At 62.7% G+C, this 15514-nt stretch carries 17 protein-coding genes and 1 tRNA gene; 4 read left to right on the top strand and 14 right to left on the bottom strand.

Going from position 1 to position 15514, the window contains the following annotated elements:
• Positions 1-75: 75 nt before the first annotated feature.
• The 3 genes from HV823_RS23240 to HV823_RS23230 form a co-directional block, all read right to left on the bottom strand.
• On the bottom strand, positions 76-900 hold the full coding sequence (locus HV823_RS23240) for a PopZ family protein (protein WP_176952057.1): 825 nt from the start codon (positions 898-900) through the stop codon (positions 76-78).
• A 179-nt stretch (positions 901-1079) separates the two neighbouring features.
• Positions 1080-2477, bottom strand: coding sequence for a TolC family outer membrane protein (locus HV823_RS23235; protein WP_176952056.1), 1398 nt, complete (start codon positions 2475-2477; stop codon positions 1080-1082).
• Between the two features lie 336 nt (positions 2478-2813).
• Positions 2814-3464, bottom strand: coding sequence for a protein-L-isoaspartate O-methyltransferase family protein (locus HV823_RS23230; protein ID WP_176952055.1), 651 nt, complete (start codon positions 3462-3464; stop codon positions 2814-2816).
• A 288-nt stretch (positions 3465-3752) separates the two neighbouring features.
• On the opposite strand from HV823_RS23230, the gene exbB reads away from it, so the two are divergent.
• Entirely contained in the window at positions 3753-4814 is a 1062-nt protein-coding gene (gene exbB, locus HV823_RS23225) for a tonB-system energizer ExbB (RefSeq protein WP_246301898.1), read from the top strand.
• Between the two features lie 3 nt (positions 4815-4817).
• On the top strand, positions 4818-5243 hold the full coding sequence (exbD, locus tag HV823_RS23220) for a TonB system transport protein ExbD (protein WP_176952053.1): 426 nt from the start codon (positions 4818-4820) through the stop codon (positions 5241-5243).
• A 117-nt stretch (positions 5244-5360) separates the two neighbouring features.
• Here exbD and HV823_RS27120 read toward each other — a convergent pair whose 3' ends face one another.
• Entirely contained in the window at positions 5361-6233 is an 873-nt protein-coding gene (locus tag HV823_RS27120; RefSeq protein ID WP_343052015.1) for a calcium-binding protein, read from the bottom strand.
• Between the two features lie 236 nt (positions 6234-6469).
• On the opposite strand from HV823_RS27120, the gene HV823_RS23210 reads away from it, so the two are divergent.
• A complete protein-coding gene (locus tag HV823_RS23210; RefSeq protein ID WP_176952052.1) occupies positions 6470-6634 on the top strand; it encodes a hypothetical protein in 165 nt (54 codons plus the stop codon).
• Positions 6635-6757: 123 nt separating this feature from the next.
• On the opposite strand, the gene HV823_RS23205 is transcribed toward HV823_RS23210, so the two are convergent.
• The 10 genes from HV823_RS23205 to HV823_RS23160 form a co-directional block, all read right to left on the bottom strand.
• A complete protein-coding gene (locus tag HV823_RS23205) occupies positions 6758-7225 on the bottom strand; it encodes a DUF1203 domain-containing protein (protein ID WP_176952051.1) in 468 nt (155 codons plus the stop codon).
• Between the two features lie 63 nt (positions 7226-7288).
• A complete protein-coding gene (locus HV823_RS23200; RefSeq protein WP_176952050.1) occupies positions 7289-8344 on the bottom strand; it encodes a phosphotransferase in 1056 nt (351 codons plus the stop codon).
• Between the two features lie 183 nt (positions 8345-8527).
• Complete coding sequence (locus tag HV823_RS23195) at positions 8528-9079, bottom strand: OmpA family protein (RefSeq protein WP_176952049.1); 552 nt, start codon at positions 9077-9079, stop codon at positions 8528-8530.
• 112 nt (positions 9080-9191) lie between these two features.
• The gene (locus tag HV823_RS23190) at positions 9192-9758 is read right to left on the bottom strand and encodes a GNAT family N-acetyltransferase (protein WP_176952048.1); all 567 of its coding nucleotides are present in this window, start codon (positions 9756-9758) and stop codon (positions 9192-9194) included.
• 4 nt (positions 9759-9762) lie between these two features.
• Positions 9763-10617 carry a 3-mercaptopyruvate sulfurtransferase gene (gene sseA / locus HV823_RS23185; protein WP_176952047.1) on the bottom strand — a complete coding sequence of 285 codons (855 nt, stop codon included), beginning with the start codon at positions 10615-10617 and terminating at the stop codon, positions 9763-9765.
• Positions 10618-10628: 11 nt separating this feature from the next.
• Complete coding sequence (locus HV823_RS23180) at positions 10629-11372, bottom strand: alanyl-tRNA editing protein (RefSeq protein ID WP_176952046.1); 744 nt, start codon at positions 11370-11372, stop codon at positions 10629-10631.
• A gap of 3 nt (positions 11373-11375) precedes the next feature.
• A complete protein-coding gene (locus tag HV823_RS23175; protein WP_176952045.1) occupies positions 11376-12416 on the bottom strand; it encodes a cysteine synthase A in 1041 nt (346 codons plus the stop codon).
• A 130-nt stretch (positions 12417-12546) separates the two neighbouring features.
• Positions 12547-14028 carry a cryptochrome/photolyase family protein gene (locus HV823_RS23170; protein WP_246301897.1) on the bottom strand — a complete coding sequence of 494 codons (1482 nt, stop codon included), beginning with the start codon at positions 14026-14028 and terminating at the stop codon, positions 12547-12549.
• Positions 14025-14330, bottom strand: coding sequence for a helix-turn-helix domain-containing protein (locus HV823_RS23165; protein ID WP_176952044.1), 306 nt, complete (start codon positions 14328-14330; stop codon positions 14025-14027). The genes HV823_RS23170 and HV823_RS23165 overlap by 4 nt, the downstream gene beginning before the upstream one ends.
• Positions 14331-14505: 175 nt before the next feature.
• Positions 14506-14580 (bottom strand) — tRNA-Asn (locus tag HV823_RS23160).
• A 165-nt stretch (positions 14581-14745) separates the two neighbouring features.
• Here HV823_RS23160 and HV823_RS23155 point away from each other — a divergent pair.
• Positions 14746-15051, top strand: coding sequence for a hypothetical protein (locus HV823_RS23155; RefSeq protein ID WP_176952043.1), 306 nt, complete (start codon positions 14746-14748; stop codon positions 15049-15051).
• The last annotated feature ends 463 nt before the right edge of the window (positions 15052-15514 follow it).

Raw genomic sequence — 15514 nt, 5'->3', positions numbered from 1 at the left:
GATCGAAGTCAACAACAACAAATAAAAGCCGCGCCAGGGTCGGCGCGGCTCATGGCAACAGGAAAACAAGGCGTATTAGCGGCGCGGACCGCGCGCGACACGCTCGATCTCTTCGCGGACGAGGCGTTCGACCAGTGTCGGCAGGTTGTCGTCCAGCCACTCCTGCAGCATCGGCCGCAGCATTTCCTTGGCAATATCGTCGAACGACCGGCGTGGGCCGGCCTCGACGGCCTCCGCCAGCGCACCGAAGGAGCTTGCGACCTGTGCGCCGACTGCGGCCGAGACGAGGGCCGCGGGCGAGGACGACTGAGGAGCGTGGGCAGCAGGCGCTTCCGGGCGATAGGGCTCTTCGGCAAACGCCGGTGCGGCGGCAGGCTCGCTGCGCTCCACCGGCGGCTCCTGTTGCGGCAGCTTCGCAACCGTTGGGGGAACCATCGCCATCACATTCGAGGCCGGCGGAACAGGCGGTTCGAACACGGGCTCGGCGCGCACGGAAACCGGCTCTTCCGCCGGCAGCGGGCGGCCGGGCTGCTCGCGGAGCATCATCCCGTTACGTTCGGAAGCCGCGCGCACGCGGGCTGCGACGTCGGCAAGCGACATCGCCGGTTGGACACGCGGCTCATCTGCGGAATCCGTGGAGACACGATCGGCGGCGGTATGATCCATGGAGGCAGGCGACTGGACCATGGCCGACGCAGCAGCCGAAAGCGCCTCCTGTGCGTGGAAGTCGGCAACGATCATCTCGTCATCGAAGCTGTCCTCGTCAACGCCCGCGTCGCCGGAGATGGCAGACAGGACCGGCGGCGCGCCGACAGGCGGATCGTTGCTTTCGATGATACGGCGGATCGACGCCAGTATCTCGTCCATCGACGGTTCACGCGCTACATTCGGCTGAGCCATTTTCATCCCCGTTCACTGCGCCGCCCGACCTGCGAACACGACCGTAAAGGCGTTCGCGCGTTGCGGATGTGCAGACCATAGGCCACTCGCGAGGGCAAAAAAATCGTCGCGAATCAACTCTTAACAGTGATGCACAGATTTGTGGGGGATGCCAATGACGAAGGGTTTCACCCTGGGTTTCAGCGGCCGTCGACGGTGCGAAGGCCGAACCATTTGTCCTTCACCGCCTCGTAGTGATCGGCCGCGCGGTATTCGGCCACCTGCAGGTTCTGCCCCCGTACGGTGAGACGGCCCATCGAGGCCAGCACGGAATAGCTGGCGACGACGGCGATGCGCTGCGAAAGCACCAGACTTTCCTGCGCGTCCAGCACGGTCTGCTGTGCGATCAGAACGTCGAGCGTGGTGCGCTGGCCGACGTTGCGCTCCTCGATGACGCCCTGCAGCGCCATGTCGGCCGCCGCGATCTCGGCCTGGTTGGCCTTGATCGCCGCGCGGGCGGCGTCGAGCTGTGTCTGCGCCGAGATCAGCGTCTGCTGAACCTCCATGCGCGCCGAATCGACCAGAATGCGCTGCTGGCCGAGCCGTTCCTTCGCCTGCCGGATCTGGCCGTACTCGGCACCGCCCTGATAGAGCGGAATGGTAACGCGAGCGGAGATGCTGCCTTCGACGTTATCGTTGGTACTGCCGCTGTCGTTCACCGACTTGTAGACGTCGCCCTGGATGGATACGCCGGGCAGCATCGTCCCTTCGGCCGCCTTGACGTTGTAGCCGGCGGCATCGACGCTGCGCTCTGCAGACAGAATCGATGGGTGCTCGCGCATCGCGATGGCGAACGCCTCGTCGAGCGATTTCGGCATGCCGCGGCTTGCCGGCTGCGGCTGCCTGATGTCCTTCGGCTGATCGCCGACGATCTGATAATAGACGGCCTCGCTCGTCTTCAGCTGTGCCTCGGCGGATACCAGCAGTGCCTGGGCCTCGGCAAGCTGAGCCTCGGACAGACTGACGTCGGTCTGGGTGCCCTCGCCCACGTCCAGACGCGCACGGGATGCGTTCAACTGTTCTCGAAGAAAGGCGAGGTTCTGCTTGCGGATGCCGACGATCGCCTGGTCGCGGGCGATGTTGGAATACGCTTCGACCGCCGCCAGCAGCGTGTTTGTTTCCTGCGCACGCAGGGCTTCCCGGTTGGCGAGAACGTTCGATTCGGCCGACTTCACGTTGTTGAGGGTCTGAAACCCATCGAAAATCTGCTGCGTGATCGAGATGCCATAGGACGACGTGAAGGTGTCGTTTCGCTTTATCAGCGGACCGAACAAGCCAGATGACGTCGGCTTGTCGTAGATCCGCCGCGTTGCGTCGGCCTGCGCCACGCCGGTGACCTGAGGGCGCATCGCGGCCTTGGCAATTGTCACGTTCTCATCGATCGCCCTGAGGGCGGCGCGGGCGGCGTTGAGATCGGGGTTGTTCGCATAGGCCTTTGCCATGGCCCCGGCCACCGTCTCGGCGAACACGGACTGCGTCGTCGCCAGAAGAAAGGGAACGAGTGCCGCCGCGAGTGCGGTCTTGCGAAATACTGACACGTACCAACTCCAGACTGGACCGGGAAAACCGGTCACGCTTGAGACGCAGCGCTGGGCGCGCCGACGCTACGTCGCATGTTTCTCACGGGAGCGGCGAACATGCCATTCGCAGCGCCCCGCATTGTGCTGTCACCTGTGACTTATCCCCGTCAACAGCATCACTGCTGCGGCACCATTATGACCGACCGGCGATCCGAAACCCTCCCACGGGGCCTCGGTCACATGCGACATCGACCGATATCCAGCCGCCTGGCAGCGATAGAGGCAAAGTCGCCATCTGGGAGTTTGCACATAAAACTTTGCTTAAATCGACTCGGAATTTCGCACGTTCACGCGTCAGAAGACGAATTCGGCAGCCTTGCGGAAACCGGGCAACGGTTTTACCGCCGTGTTGAAGGCGCTACGCTCCGAAGCCAGACCGCGTTCCTTTATGTAGAGACGCGCCTGCGAGGCGTTGCCATAGCCTTCTACGACGACGAGGCGGCCGCCATCGCGCAACTGGCCGAACAGGGCCTCGGGCACGACCTCGACCGCACCGTGGACGAAAATCACGTCATACGGCGCCTCGGCGGCATAGCCGTTCTCTAGATCGCCGGTCACGACGGCGACATTGTCATAGCCGAGCTCGGCTAGCGTCTCGCTGGCGCGGGCAGCGAGCTCTTCGTCCACCTCGAGGGCCACGACGGAACCGGCAAGCTTCGACAGGATGGCCGAGGCATAGCCGGAGTTGCAGCCGACCTCGAGCACGACATCGTCCTTCGTGACGACGGCGAGCTGGATCAGCTTCGCCAGCGGCGACGGTTCCATCAGGTAACGCCCCGGTGCCACCTCGATATCGTTGTCGATATAGGCGAGCGGCTTCAGCTGCGCCGGAACGAATGCCTCGCGCGGCACGGTGAGGAACGCGTCGAGCACCGAGTGCGAAGTCACATCCGTCGTGCGGATCTGGTTGTCGACCATTTTGATGCGCGCTGCAGTGTAGTCCATCATTGCTGCCTTGTGTCAGAACCTCGCGGCCGGTGCGGCGCGCAGGCGGATAATTCAAGCCTGTTTAATGCGCTTTCGGCTCGGGTGTCCATACGCATCGCCGCCGCCACCGGGTAAAAAATGTGTCGGGAAGCGTGCATCCACGCCAATTATCATGATAAAAATACTCATGATAACATTGCTCAGATACAGTTATTCGTTGTATGGGACGCTCATCATCAAGCGCGACCGGAGCGCGGCGCGGCCATGCGGCGCATCTCCGCGACAACACTACCAGAGGATCCGACCTTGTCGAAACGGCCCCATCTGGCCGCGGCCTGCGCCGCAATTGGCCTTCTCTTCTCCAGTTCCCTCCTCCACGCGCAGGACGTGACAACGCCCGCGGTGACGACGCAGACGCAGGAGCGTCCCGTCGCCGCTCCGGAAGCCGATGCCGCTGCGAATGGTGACGCGCAGGCACCGGCTCCCGCGACGGCAGAGCAGGCTCCGCCAACGACCTCCACGGACACGCCGGCTGCGGCGCCAGATGCGACCGCAGGCTCGACCGCGACCGGCGATGCAACCGCGCCTGCGGAAGAGACCGAATTCGCCGAGGCGCTGGAGGAGCGCCAGTCGAGCCTGCCGCACGATCTTTCGCCGTGGGGCATGTTCATGGCGGCGGACATGGTGGTGAAGGGCGTGATGATCGGTCTCGCAATTGCCTCCGTCGCCACCTGGACCGTGCTGATCGCCAAGATCTTCGAACTGGGGGCCGCCCAGCGCGCCGCCAGCCGCGCCGTCCGCCATCTGACGGAGGCCAAGGGGCTTGCCGCCGCCGAGGAGCTTTTTTCGGGCAAGCGCAACGTGCCGGCCCGCATGGTCGCGGCTGCGCGCCAGGAAGTCGACAATTCCGACGCCGTGCTGGACTTCGTCTCCGACGGAGGCGTGAAAGAACGAGTTGCCTCGCGCCTGCAGCGTTCCGAGGTGCAGGCGGGCCGGCAGATCGCCAAGGGTACCGGCCTTCTCGCCACGATCGGCTCCACGGCACCGTTCGTCGGCCTGTTCGGCACGGTCTGGGGCATCATGAACTCGTTCATCGGCATCTCGCAGGCGCAGACGACCAACCTTGCCATTGTGGCGCCGGGGATCGCCGAGGCGCTGCTGGCAACGGCGATCGGCCTGGTCGCGGCCATTCCGGCGGTCGTCTTCTACAACTTCCTCGCCCGCGCCATCACCGGCTACCGCCAGGCGCTGACGGACACGTCCGCGGCGATCGAGCGCCTGGTCAGCCGCGACCTCGACGTCCGCCGCGCCCGGCTGGCGTCGCAGCGCGGCGCGCGGCAGGATTCCACTCTCGTCAGGATCGGGTGACCCATGGCCGGCAGGATCAAGGAAGGCGGCGGCGACGAACTGGAAGACAACAGCGAGATCAACGTGACGCCGTTCATCGACGTCATGCTCGTGCTGCTGATCATCTTCATGGTGGCAGCACCGCTGGCAACCGTCGACATCAACGTCGACCTCCCCTCTTCCGTCGCCAAACCGGTGCCCCGCGAGGACAAGCCGGTCTTCGTGACGCTCAAGCAGGACCTTACGCTTTCACTCGGCAGCGGCACGGTCTCGCGCGACACCTTCGCAACCGAGCTCGACACCATAACGGAAGGCAACAAGGAGACACGGATACTGCTGCGCGCGGACAAGGCCGTCGACTACGGCGCCGTCATGGACGTAATGAACCTTCTGCGTTCCGCCGGCTATCCGAAGATCGCGCTTGTCGGCCTCGAGGGCGCTCCCGGTTGAGCCGGGCAAGCTTCGAACGATAACGATTGAACGAGAAAGCGGCGCTCAACGCGCCGCTTTCCTTATGTTCCGCTGCCTGTTCGCCGCTGCCTATTCGGCGTGGCCCTGCCAAGACGATCAGAACAGGAAATCGCCCTTGTCGAGGTCCGCGAGCTTGACGCCCTCAAGGATGATCTTGTCGCCGCCGGTGGCATCGATGATCACCTTGTTGCCGGAAACACTGAGGTGGTTGTCCTTGAGGTCCTTAAAGCTGGTGATCGCGGATACGCCGGTGAGGTCGAGGATATCATGCGATTTGCCGACCGCATTGAAGTCGGTGACGGTGTCGACGCCATAGCCTTTGCGGAAGACGAAGGTATCCACGCCGCCGCCGCCGGTCAGCGTGTCCTTGCCGACACCGCCGTCGAGAAGATCCTTGCCGGCACCGCCATAGAGCTGGTCATTGCCCTTGCCTCCATAAAGCTTGTCGTTGCCAGCGTCACCGTAGAGCTTGTCGTTACCGGCATCGCCATAAAGCTGGTCGTTACCGGCATTGCCGTGCAACGTGTCGGCGCCGCCGAGACCGTAGATCTTGTCGTTGCCGGCGCCGCCTGCAAAATTGTCGGCGTATTTGGTCGCGGTGATCCTATCGCTACCGGACAAGAGCGCGTCGAGGAACTTCGACGTCTTGCCGCTGTCGATCGCATCGCTGACAAGCTTGCCGGTGACCGACAGCCCAGAGGCGGATGCGATGGTGATGCCGTCACTGACCACCTTGAAGCCGGTAAACTTGCCGGCCGTCATCCCGAAGACCTCACCGCCCTGATATTTGTACTTCAATCCCGTTCCCGTGAACTGCATGTAGTTCTTTGCATCATCCTTGAACAGGATCCGGGTGGAAGTGAACTTCTCTGAATCATAATCCAGGATAGTCTGCAGGCTTTCACTCGTCAGCAGGCCGAAATCCATACCGGTGGTTGCAGTAAATCCCTTGAATGTGAACGTCGCCACGCCGTTTCTCCTGATTGTGTCGCGCTATCGATATCCCGGAATGCGTCAGTATCACAATTCTCAAAACTGCACAGCATTGCTCCACTTCGGGCCAGGGATAACAGGCAGTTAAGCAACGGTCGGATTTTGCCGTAATTTGGACAATTTTACTCTCGCGTGCGCCCACTCCACTTGCGCCCCGCCGACAACGAGCGGTAGATTGGCCTTCTGCGCAACGGGCAGAGAGGATTGAAGCCATGACCTTTCGTTCTTCGTTCATCGCACTCGCCCTGGCGCTCACGACGCTGGCGGGCTGCGCGACAAGCGGTGCAAACAATACGACCTACTCCCAATATCAAGGCCCCTCGCCCGATGCCGAAGTCAATGGAATGCGCACGGGGACGTTGAACGCGCAGTATTGACCGACGGCCTCGTCCGCGCGGACGGCCTGTCGCACACGCGCGGCGCTTGCGACAGATGCAGCGGCAGACGCATTTTCTGCGGCCTTCAGCCGGATGCATTGGCGATATCGACTGTGCGAAACCTCAACGGCGTTCGATGCGGCACTGGTAGCAGTTGTTGCGGGCTGACCTGACGTGGACATAAGCGATGCAGGGCCGCGAAAGCAGAGCCTCTGCATAGGCCGAGATCTCCACGCGTGGCGTGACCGCTCCTGTGCCGTAGACGATGCGATCCTCGCTGGAATAGCCTCGGACGATATAGTCGGGGCCGCCGTCGAGCATCGGAGGCAGATCGTTGCCGTCAAAGGCGCGACAGGGATCCGCATGCAAGAAGATCGGGCCTGTCTCCGCATAAGGCTGGAGGGATGGAAATGGCCGATAGGCTAGGATCAGGTAGGCCTCACCCTCCTTGACGCCTGAAAGGCAATGTCGGCAAGGCACGCCGTCACCGTCCGAGATTCGTCGTTCGGGCTGCATTCCGTATGAATCGGAAGCGCCGCTCCATAGCGAAGCGGCAACTTCCGTGGCAATCGGGCGATAGCGGATCGTCATGGTCCGTCTCCAATTTTAGCTTGGAGAAGCATGCCGCGCACGGGACAGCCGAGCCACCCGATTTCAGCTCTTAACGCCATCCTGACGGCGTGCGATCGTCCGCCGATAACTCCGGTCGCATTTGTCCAGCAATGCCACCGCACCGATTCCCTCATTCTTGATACAAATGTCGATCATCGTGCTCAGGACGTGCAGATAGTATTCCTCGTTCTTCTTCGCCGAACGGATGATGCCCTGAAACGCCCTTCGCTGCCGTGCAACTTCGGCGGTTTTCGGACCGAACGGCAGGGCGCTCCGCAAGTCCAGAATACGCTGTTTTCTCGCGATGTGCCGGAGCCGATCCTGTCGCGCCAGCACAAGCCGCGCCGCGGCCGCGAACACAAAGTCCCTGCAATATTGCTTCCACTCAGTCTTCAATCTTGGCGGACAGGCTGCCATGTAGGCTCTGACCAGTGCCCGGCGCGTGTGGTTCTTGCGGCAGAACGAGCGCAGCAACGTGCCGGCCAGCTCGATGCCTGAATGATCATAGGCCATCAGTTCGTAGTCGATCAGCCCGATCGTTTTGTCGGGCATCACGATGATGTTGTCGACGAACAGATCGCCATGCGTCAATTGCGTGCCCTGCAGTCGTTGCAGCCTGTCGAGGCTCGCGCCTATCCATTCGCGCTGCCTCTCGTCCAGCCCTGTCGCCATCTCGAGATAGGCGCGGTGCGGCAGCTCAGGGCGCCTTCGGCTGAACAGGGACCGGCTTTGGGGTCCCGATATGCCGTTCACCTTCGCCATGACCTTGCCAAGCTCGGCCATCAGCAGCCGCCCCGGGCTTCTGCCCAGCGGATGTCCGGACAGATAGGACAAGGCCAGCCAATGCCCGTGCCTGAGATATTCACCGAGCGTGGACGTGCGCGCGCAGACCGATTGCACGGGAACGCCTGCCCCGGAAAGAAGCGCGAGCGCGTCCTCGAACCTGTGCATCATTTTCTTCGAGCGGAAACGATAAAGCACATATTTGCTCCCGTTCAGCTCGACGATGCGCTTTTGCAGGCTGAAGCGCCATTTCGTGTGGACGACATCAACATGGCCGGCGAGCAATTCGCCTATGCTGGGATTGGCGCTCTTCATGCGTGCCCGATGTACCTGATCCGTCCCTGCGCCCCGATGCCAACGCCGCAGACGCCATCGGATATTGAAGCCGGCACGTTATGGCGCAAACCGTGGCCGGATTCCAGCCCGCCGCGGTGCGTCATCCCGTCTTTCGATGCGCACTGCCGGCTTGCAAGAGCTTTCCGGCGGCGGGAGCGACGATCAGCGCACGAACTCGTCGATCCGGCGCAGCGTCACGCGCCGGTTGCGCCACTCCTCGCGTTCGGTCGGCACAAGCAGGTATTGCTCGCCGTAGCCAACCGTCTCCAGCACGCGCTGGGGAATGCCGTACTCACGCACAAGCACCCATTTCAACGATTCGGCACGGCGCTCGGATAATATCTGGTTTGAATAGGGCGAACCGACGGCGTCCGTATGCCCCTCGATCAGGAACCGTGCACCGCGGCGGCGGCGAAGAAGCTTTTCCATCGCACGCGCGATCTGCCTGACCTTGCCATATTCAGAACGCGGAATGTCTGCCGAGCCGAAGGCGAAGTTGATCGACTGGATGTCGATCGAGGGCGCCGCACGGCGAAGTTCCGGGCGGCGCTTGAACTCCTGCACGGTCACTCGCTCCTCGCCGCGCATGCGACGTGACGGTGCGGCATCCAGCCGACGCAGGATCATGTCCTCGGAGGGGGTCTCCTGCGCACTGGCGATGGTCGGTGCTGCCGCTGCAGCGGCAAGGGCGATCAGGAATGAACGGCGATCCATCGGACGTTTCCTCAAGCTGTTTCATTGCCGACCCAGGATAGGCATGCAGCTTGAAGCATCGCTGAACCGGCCATTCGGCCGGCGTTCATCTTCCTTAACGAAAACGGGTCATTCAGCTGCGACGGGCGAGGTCCAGCAGTTCGGCGTCCGACAGCGGCCGCACTTCGACGTCGCGCATGCCGACCGGCGAAAAGCCGAACATCTGGTAGAGCTGCAGGGCGCGGGGATGGTCGAGATTGTTGGTGGTGACGGTCAGCGCCTGCGGCGCCGTTGCCCAGGCGGCATAGAGTGCCTGCAGCAGGAACCACTTGCCGAGACCGAGACCGAGCGCGCGTTCGAACAGGCCGAAATGCACGAGTTCCGTCGTATCCGGATCCCCCTGGAAAAGCTCGAAGAATCCGGCCGGTGCGCCATCCACGTAGAGGACCGATACCGTCGTGCGCTTGTCATGCACTATGGCCGCGAGTGCTGCATCGTCCATGCGCAGACGCTCCACCCAGTGCCAGCGTCGGCCGACCTGGGTATAGAGGAAGCGGTAGTAAGCCAGCGGAATTTCCGGCACCCGCATGATGGCGGTCTGGATGTTGACCGGCACAGGCAGGCTCTGCTTCGGCGGCGCGGTCATGCGCAGTTCGGTGATATGCGCCAATATCGCATCGGGCGTCTTTTTCGACGGCATCGTCTCAACCCCGCCCGGTGACGACCGGAGTGTCCGAGCGTGCGCCCCATTCCGACCACGAGCCGTCGTAGAGCGTGTTGTCCTCGTGACCGAGGGAATGCAGCGCCAGCGTGATGATCGCCGCCGTGATACCCGAACCGCAGGTCGTCACCACCGGTGCCGCCAGATCGATCCCGGCAGCCTCGAAGGTGGCCTTCAACCCGTCCAGATCCTTCAGCCTGCCATCGACCGAGAAGGACCCCGACGGCATGCTTCGGGCTCCGGGCATATGGCCGGAGCGCATCCCCGCACGAGGCTCGGCCTCCTCTCCGGCAAAGCGACCGGCGCTACGCGCATCCGCAATCTGGCGACCGCCGCGGGATACGATGGCAAACATCTGATCGTAGGAGGTGATCGCTGCTTCGTTGAACTGCGGCCGGAAATGGCCGACGGCCGGCTCCGGCAGGTCGGTCTCAAGCGGCCGTCCGTCTCGCTTCCAGCCGTCCAGACCGCCGTCCATGACGAAGACGTTGCGCGCGCCCATGATGCGCAGCAGCCACCAAACGCGCGGCGCGGTAAAAATGCCCGGCCCGTCATAGACGACGATCGTATCGGTATCGGAGATGCCGAGCTTCTCCATGGCCTGCGCAAACGCCTCGGGTGCGAGAACGCTATGCGGCAGGCCGGTGGAGTGGTCGGCTATGGCGTCCTGGTCATAGAAGACAGCGCCCGGAAGATGACCGGCGGCATATTCCGCCGCACCGTTCCTGTTCTGCGCGGGCAGATACCACGAGGCATCGACAATACGGAATGCCGGTGCACCCAGCTGCTTTTGTACCCAGTCCGGGCTGACGACGAACTTGCTTTTGGCGGCGGTCAAAAATCTGCTCCTTAAGGGGCGGACGAAGGCGTTCCGAAGCGGATGCGGAAGCGTCTATTCTCCTTGCCCTTCTTCTCGATCTTGGAAATGTGGATCGCGCCGACCTCCTGGGTCTCAGAAACATGCGTTCCACCGCATGGCTGGCTGTCGACGGACGAATTCTCACCAATGCAGACGAGGCTGACGCGGCCAAGGCCCATCGGCGGGCGAACGTTCTTCGACTTCACAATGTTCGGATTGGCGGCAAGTTCCTCGTCGGTGATCCACTGGACGTAGATCGGATGGTTTTCTTCGACGAGCTTCATCAACTGCGCCGTCACCTCGTCCCGGTCGATTGTCTCGCTCATGTCGAAATCGACCCGGCTCTCGTCCTCGCCGACGGCGGCACCGGTGATCGGGAACGGGCAGACGACGGAGAGAAGGTGGCAGGCGGTGTGCATGCGCATCAGCCGGTAGCGCCGCGGCCAGTCGATATGGGCGACCAGCGTCTCGCCCACGACCGGCAGAACGCCGGCTTCCAGAGGGCGGTGGATGATGACGTCCTTGCCGGCGCCATGAACCGTCGGCCCGAGCGCTATCCTGCTGCCGTCAAGACGCTCGAGGAAGCCCGTGTCGCCGGGCTGACCGCCTGAAGTCGCATAGAAGCAGGTGCGATCGAGCTCGATGCCGCCGTCCTCATGGATCGCTGTCACCACCGCTTCGGTCGTGGACAGGTAGAAATCGTCGCGGAAGAGCGCGGCAACGAGCTTTGTCATCGATCAATCAACGGCCTGGTAGGGGACCTTGATCCCCGACGTCTTCGTCAGCCATGCCGGAGCAGGCAGGCCCTTCGACGCGAGGAAGTCCGGATTGAAGAGTTTGGACTGGTAACGGTTACCATAGTCGCAGAGGATCGTCACGATCGTATGGCCGGGCCCGAGATCCTTGGCCAGCCGGATGGCGCCGGCCACGTTGATGCCGGAAGAGCCGCCGACGCAGAGGCCTTCATGCTCGATCAGGTCGAAGACGTGTGGTACCGCCTCCGAATCGGGGATCTGGTAGGAGAAGTCCGGTGTGAAGCCCTCGAGGTTGGCCGTGATACGCCCCTGCCCGATCCCCTCGGTGATCGAGCTTCCCGTCGCCTTCATCTCGCCGTGCGCATAGAAATTGTAGAGCGCGGCGCCTTCGGGATCGGCAAGGCCGATCTTGATGTGGGGATTCTTCGCACGCAGGCCTGCGGCGACGCCAGCCAGCGTACCGCCGGACCCAACCGCGCAGATGAACCCGTCTACCTTGCCATCGGTATCGCGCCAGATTTCGGGTGCCGTCGTCTCCATATGGGCGTCGCGGTTTGCGACATTGTCGAACTGGTTGGCCCAGATCGCGCCATTCGGCTCGGTTCTGGCGAGTTGCTCGGCGAGCCTGCCGGACAGCTTCACATAGTTGTTCGGGTTCTTGTAGGGCACCGCCGGAACTTCGACGAGCTCGGCACCAAGCAACTTAAGCGCGTCCTTCTTCTCCTGGCTCTGCGTCTCGGGAATGACGATGACCGTGCGGTAGCCGAGCGCCTGGGCGACCAGCGCCAGGCCGATGCCGGTATTGCCGGCCGTTCCCTCTACGATCACACCGCCCGGGCGCAGCTGACCCGCCTTCTCCGCTGCACGGATGATCGACAGCGCCGCGCGATCCTTGACCGACTGACCGGGATTGAGGAACTCCGCCTTGCCGAGAATGGTGCAGCCCGTCGCCTCCGACGCACCTTTCAGCCGGATCAGCGGCGTGTTGCCAATCGCGTCCAGTACCGAGGTAAGAATAGCCATCGCTCGCGAGCCTCACAATTTTTCCAATAGATTAGGGAGCGACTTTTCGATCCGCAAGCAATGGTTTGCAAGAAATTCCGTTCCTTGTGCCCACCCTTCGCCGGTATAATTTCGCGTCTTTCGACCGACCTCAGTCCCCCTCGTCCGCATGCACCCCCTTGATCCGGGCGAACGCCTGCATCGCCCGGTCGCGCGCGGCGCGATGGTCGACGAGAGGCTGCGGATAGTCGGTCCCGAGAGCGACGCCGGCTTGCTTGAGGATCGGTGCCGGTGCCTCGAACGGCCGGTGAACGTACTTTGCCGGCATCTCCGCCAGTTCCGGCACGAAGGTCTTCACGTAAGCGCCATCGGGATCGAATTTTTCCCCCTGCAGGACGGGATTGAAGATGCGGAAGAACGGGGCAGCGTCCGCGCCGCACCCGGCCACCCATTGCCAGCTCGCCGCATTGGAAGCCGGATCGGCATCCAGAAGCGTGTCGCGAAACCACTGTTCGCCCCGCCGCCAGTCGATCAGCAGGTCCTTGATCAGGAAAGAGGCGGCGATCATGCGCACGCGGTTGTGCATGTAGCCGTGCTTCCAGAGCTGGCGCATGCCGGCATCGACGATCGGGTACCCCGTCAGCCCCTTCGTCCAGGCTGCAAAATACTCCTCATCCTCGCGCCATTCGAAGACGTCGAAACGGCGGTCTATGTTTTCGCGGTCGAGTTTTCGGTGATGATAGAGCAGGTGATAGGAGAAATCGCGCCAGGCGAGCTCCTTGCGGAAGGTGACCACACCCTCCGTCCCGCGGCTGCTGTCATCGAGGCGGGTGGAATGCCACAGGACAGCAGGCGATATCTCGCCGAAGGCCAGGTGCGGCGAAAGCTGCGAGGTTCCGTCGATGGCGGGAAAATCGCGGGCACGGCCATAGTCGCCGATCCGATCGCCCACGAAGTCCGAAAGCCGCGCCTGCGCGCCGTCTTCTCCCGGTGTCCAGACCTCGCCAAACCGGCTGGCCCAATCAGGCCTGGTCGGCAGCAATGACCAGTCGTCGAGACGGTCGCTGCCGGGGAAGCGTGCCGGCGAGAGAACCGACTGCGGCGCGTCTATCGGCGTATCGGGCTCTCCGCCCTGCTGCAGCGCGCGCCAGAACGGCGTAAAGACCTTGTAGGATCCGCCGGTCTTCGTCTTCAGGCGCGTAGGATCATGCAGGAGTTGCCCGGCAAAGCTCTGTGCATCTATGTCCCGCGCACGCAAATCCGCCTTCAGCGCACTGTCGATCTCTATCCCGCAGGCGTCGTGGCGCCGATTCCAGAAGACGGCGGCGGCACCGGTCTCGGCCGCGATGGCGAAAATAATATCGGCCGTGCTGCCCCGCCGCAGAATCAGCCGGCTGCCGATCGCCTCCAGACGTGCCGCAAGACCTTCGAGAGATCGGTGCAGCCACCATGCCTGCGCCGCACCATAGGGCATCGCGCCGTCATTGCCGTCCTCCAGTATGAAAAGCGGCACGACCGGCCGACCGCTTGATGCGGCGGCGGCCAGCGCATGGTTGTCGTGCAGCCTGAGGTCGCGGCGAAACCACATGATCACGGGGGCCGCATCGCCCATCAACGCCTTGCCCGTCCTCATCTGATCCGTTCGCCCGCCCTGTTCGACCTGCCGCCCGTCTCCATCGATGCCTCCGTCTGCTCCTCGTTGCCGCCCTGCCTCAATCGCACACCCGGGCCGGCGCTGTCTTCACTGATCATTTCGACGCCCGCCACAAGAAGCGCCTTCTCGATCGCCGACAGCGAGGCGGACGGGGGCGCCTTGCCGCCACGCTCGAAGTCGACGATCGTGCGGTCCGACAGCCGGGCGGCCTTGGCAAGCCGTTCCGCGGTCCATTCGATCAGGGCCCGCGCAGCGCGGCATTGGGAGGGGGAAATGGCCATCACGATCCTCGCGTCGATGCTTCGTGGACGGTCGGGCCGCGTACAACGTGTTCACGCCATCACCCCGGTCCCGGATGGCCTGTAAATACCCACGGGTCGTCCAGAGTTCCACAGACGCGATGATAGGGCGAAAATGAAAAAGGGCCGCGCCGTTGTGGCGCAGCCCTTCAGAAACTGGCTCCCCGGGCCGGATTCGAACCGGCGACCTGTCGATTAACAGTCGAATGCTCTACCGCTGAGCTACCAGGGATCATCCGCTCGCTGCGGAGTGAGCGCGTAATACAAACGCTGAACCGATTTGCCAAGCGGTTTTTTCAGAAAAATTCGCCTCCTCCTTGATTGACTGTGGAGAAGGAACCAGATGTCTCACGCAAATGCCCGGAAATCCGGCATCCCTGAATTGCGAAGCGAGCGGATGAAACCAAAAGACACGTCAAAAACCCATTTCGGCATCGATCATCGCACGCATGAGATTGTCATCGGGCCGTTCCGCTGGAAGCTTCCGCAGTCCCGCGCGCTGCGGATGGTGATCGGCTTCGTGCTGATTTTCTTCGGCATGCTGGGGTTTCTGCCCGTACTCGGCTTCTGGATGATCCCGCTTGGCCTTCTGGTGCTGTCGCACGATTCGCCGCTCATCCGCCGCCAGCGCCGCAAGCTCGCCATCTGGTGGGCGACACGCAAGCAGCGCCGCGCCGGCGTGAAACGCGGGTCGGGACGGTAGCTGCACAAGCCGATGGTGTTTCGGACAAGACATTAATGCAATGGCTATCGCGTCAAGTGCCGGCAGTAGCTGCCCAATAGCCGCCCCCCCCCTAAAAAAAGATGAGAGAGAGTGCGGGGCCCGTCGAGGGGCGGCGAAGTCTCTCCCTACCTCAAATCTCTCGCTCCGTCAGGAATTTGACACCAACTTGCTTGACCGCCCGTAGGTCACGATCTTCGATCGGATGCATCAAGGGGGCGGCTTAGCGATGGCCTCGTGCGGCATCGAGGCACTGTGTATACGGTCAATCGACCGTTGCCGCTTATCAGCCATTTCGCCCCCTCAATGCCCGGTGCGGATGATGTCCCAGGGAGTGGTGTAGCTCGGGCGATCCTCGAGCTTTCCGGACAGGGCCGGGAACGGGTCAACTTGCAGCAGGCAAGTTGATGAGCTGATCATCACTCATTGTGGCGATCGTCTCAAG

Origin of the sequence: Mycoplana rhizolycopersici (assembly GCF_013378445.1) — a bacterium.
GTDB classification, from domain to species: Bacteria; Pseudomonadota; Alphaproteobacteria; order Rhizobiales; family Rhizobiaceae; genus Mycoplana; species Mycoplana rhizolycopersici.
The sequence above is the reverse complement of the archived record's forward strand: the minus strand, read 5'-3'. Positions and strand labels throughout refer to the sequence as shown.

What these genes read in the sequence shown, in the direction of transcription:
- HV823_RS23195 (WP_176952049.1), bottom strand. Translation starts at nt 9,079, where the DNA reads ATGGATCGCCGTTCATTCCTGATCGCCCTTGCCGCTGCAGCGGCAGCA.
- HV823_RS23240 (WP_176952057.1), bottom strand. Translation starts at nt 900, where the DNA reads ATGGCTCAGCCGAATGTAGCGCGTGAACCGTCGATGGACGAGATACTG.
- HV823_RS23200 (WP_176952050.1), bottom strand. Translation starts at nt 8,344, where the DNA reads ATGAAGAGCGCCAATCCCAGCATAGGCGAATTGCTCGCCGGCCATGTT.
- HV823_RS23180 (WP_176952046.1), bottom strand. Translation starts at nt 11,372, where the DNA reads ATGACAAAGCTCGTTGCCGCGCTCTTCCGCGACGATTTCTACCTGTCC.
- exbD (WP_176952053.1), top strand. Translation starts at nt 4,818, where the DNA reads ATGGCCGGCAGGATCAAGGAAGGCGGCGGCGACGAACTGGAAGACAAC.
- HV823_RS23210 (WP_176952052.1), top strand. Translation starts at nt 6,470, where the DNA reads ATGACCTTTCGTTCTTCGTTCATCGCACTCGCCCTGGCGCTCACGACG.
- HV823_RS23175 (WP_176952045.1), bottom strand. Translation starts at nt 12,416, where the DNA reads ATGGCTATTCTTACCTCGGTACTGGACGCGATTGGCAACACGCCGCTG.
- HV823_RS23190 (WP_176952048.1), bottom strand. Translation starts at nt 9,758, where the DNA reads ATGCCGTCGAAAAAGACGCCCGATGCGATATTGGCGCATATCACCGAA.
- HV823_RS23230 (WP_176952055.1), bottom strand. Translation starts at nt 3,464, where the DNA reads ATGGACTACACTGCAGCGCGCATCAAAATGGTCGACAACCAGATCCGC.
- HV823_RS23205 (WP_176952051.1), bottom strand. Translation starts at nt 7,225, where the DNA reads ATGACGATCCGCTATCGCCCGATTGCCACGGAAGTTGCCGCTTCGCTA.
- HV823_RS23155 (WP_176952043.1), top strand. Translation starts at nt 14,746, where the DNA reads ATGAAACCAAAAGACACGTCAAAAACCCATTTCGGCATCGATCATCGC.
- HV823_RS23165 (WP_176952044.1), bottom strand. Translation starts at nt 14,330, where the DNA reads ATGGCCATTTCCCCCTCCCAATGCCGCGCTGCGCGGGCCCTGATCGAA.
- HV823_RS23170 (WP_246301897.1), bottom strand. Translation starts at nt 14,028, where the DNA reads ATGAGGACGGGCAAGGCGTTGATGGGCGATGCGGCCCCCGTGATCATG.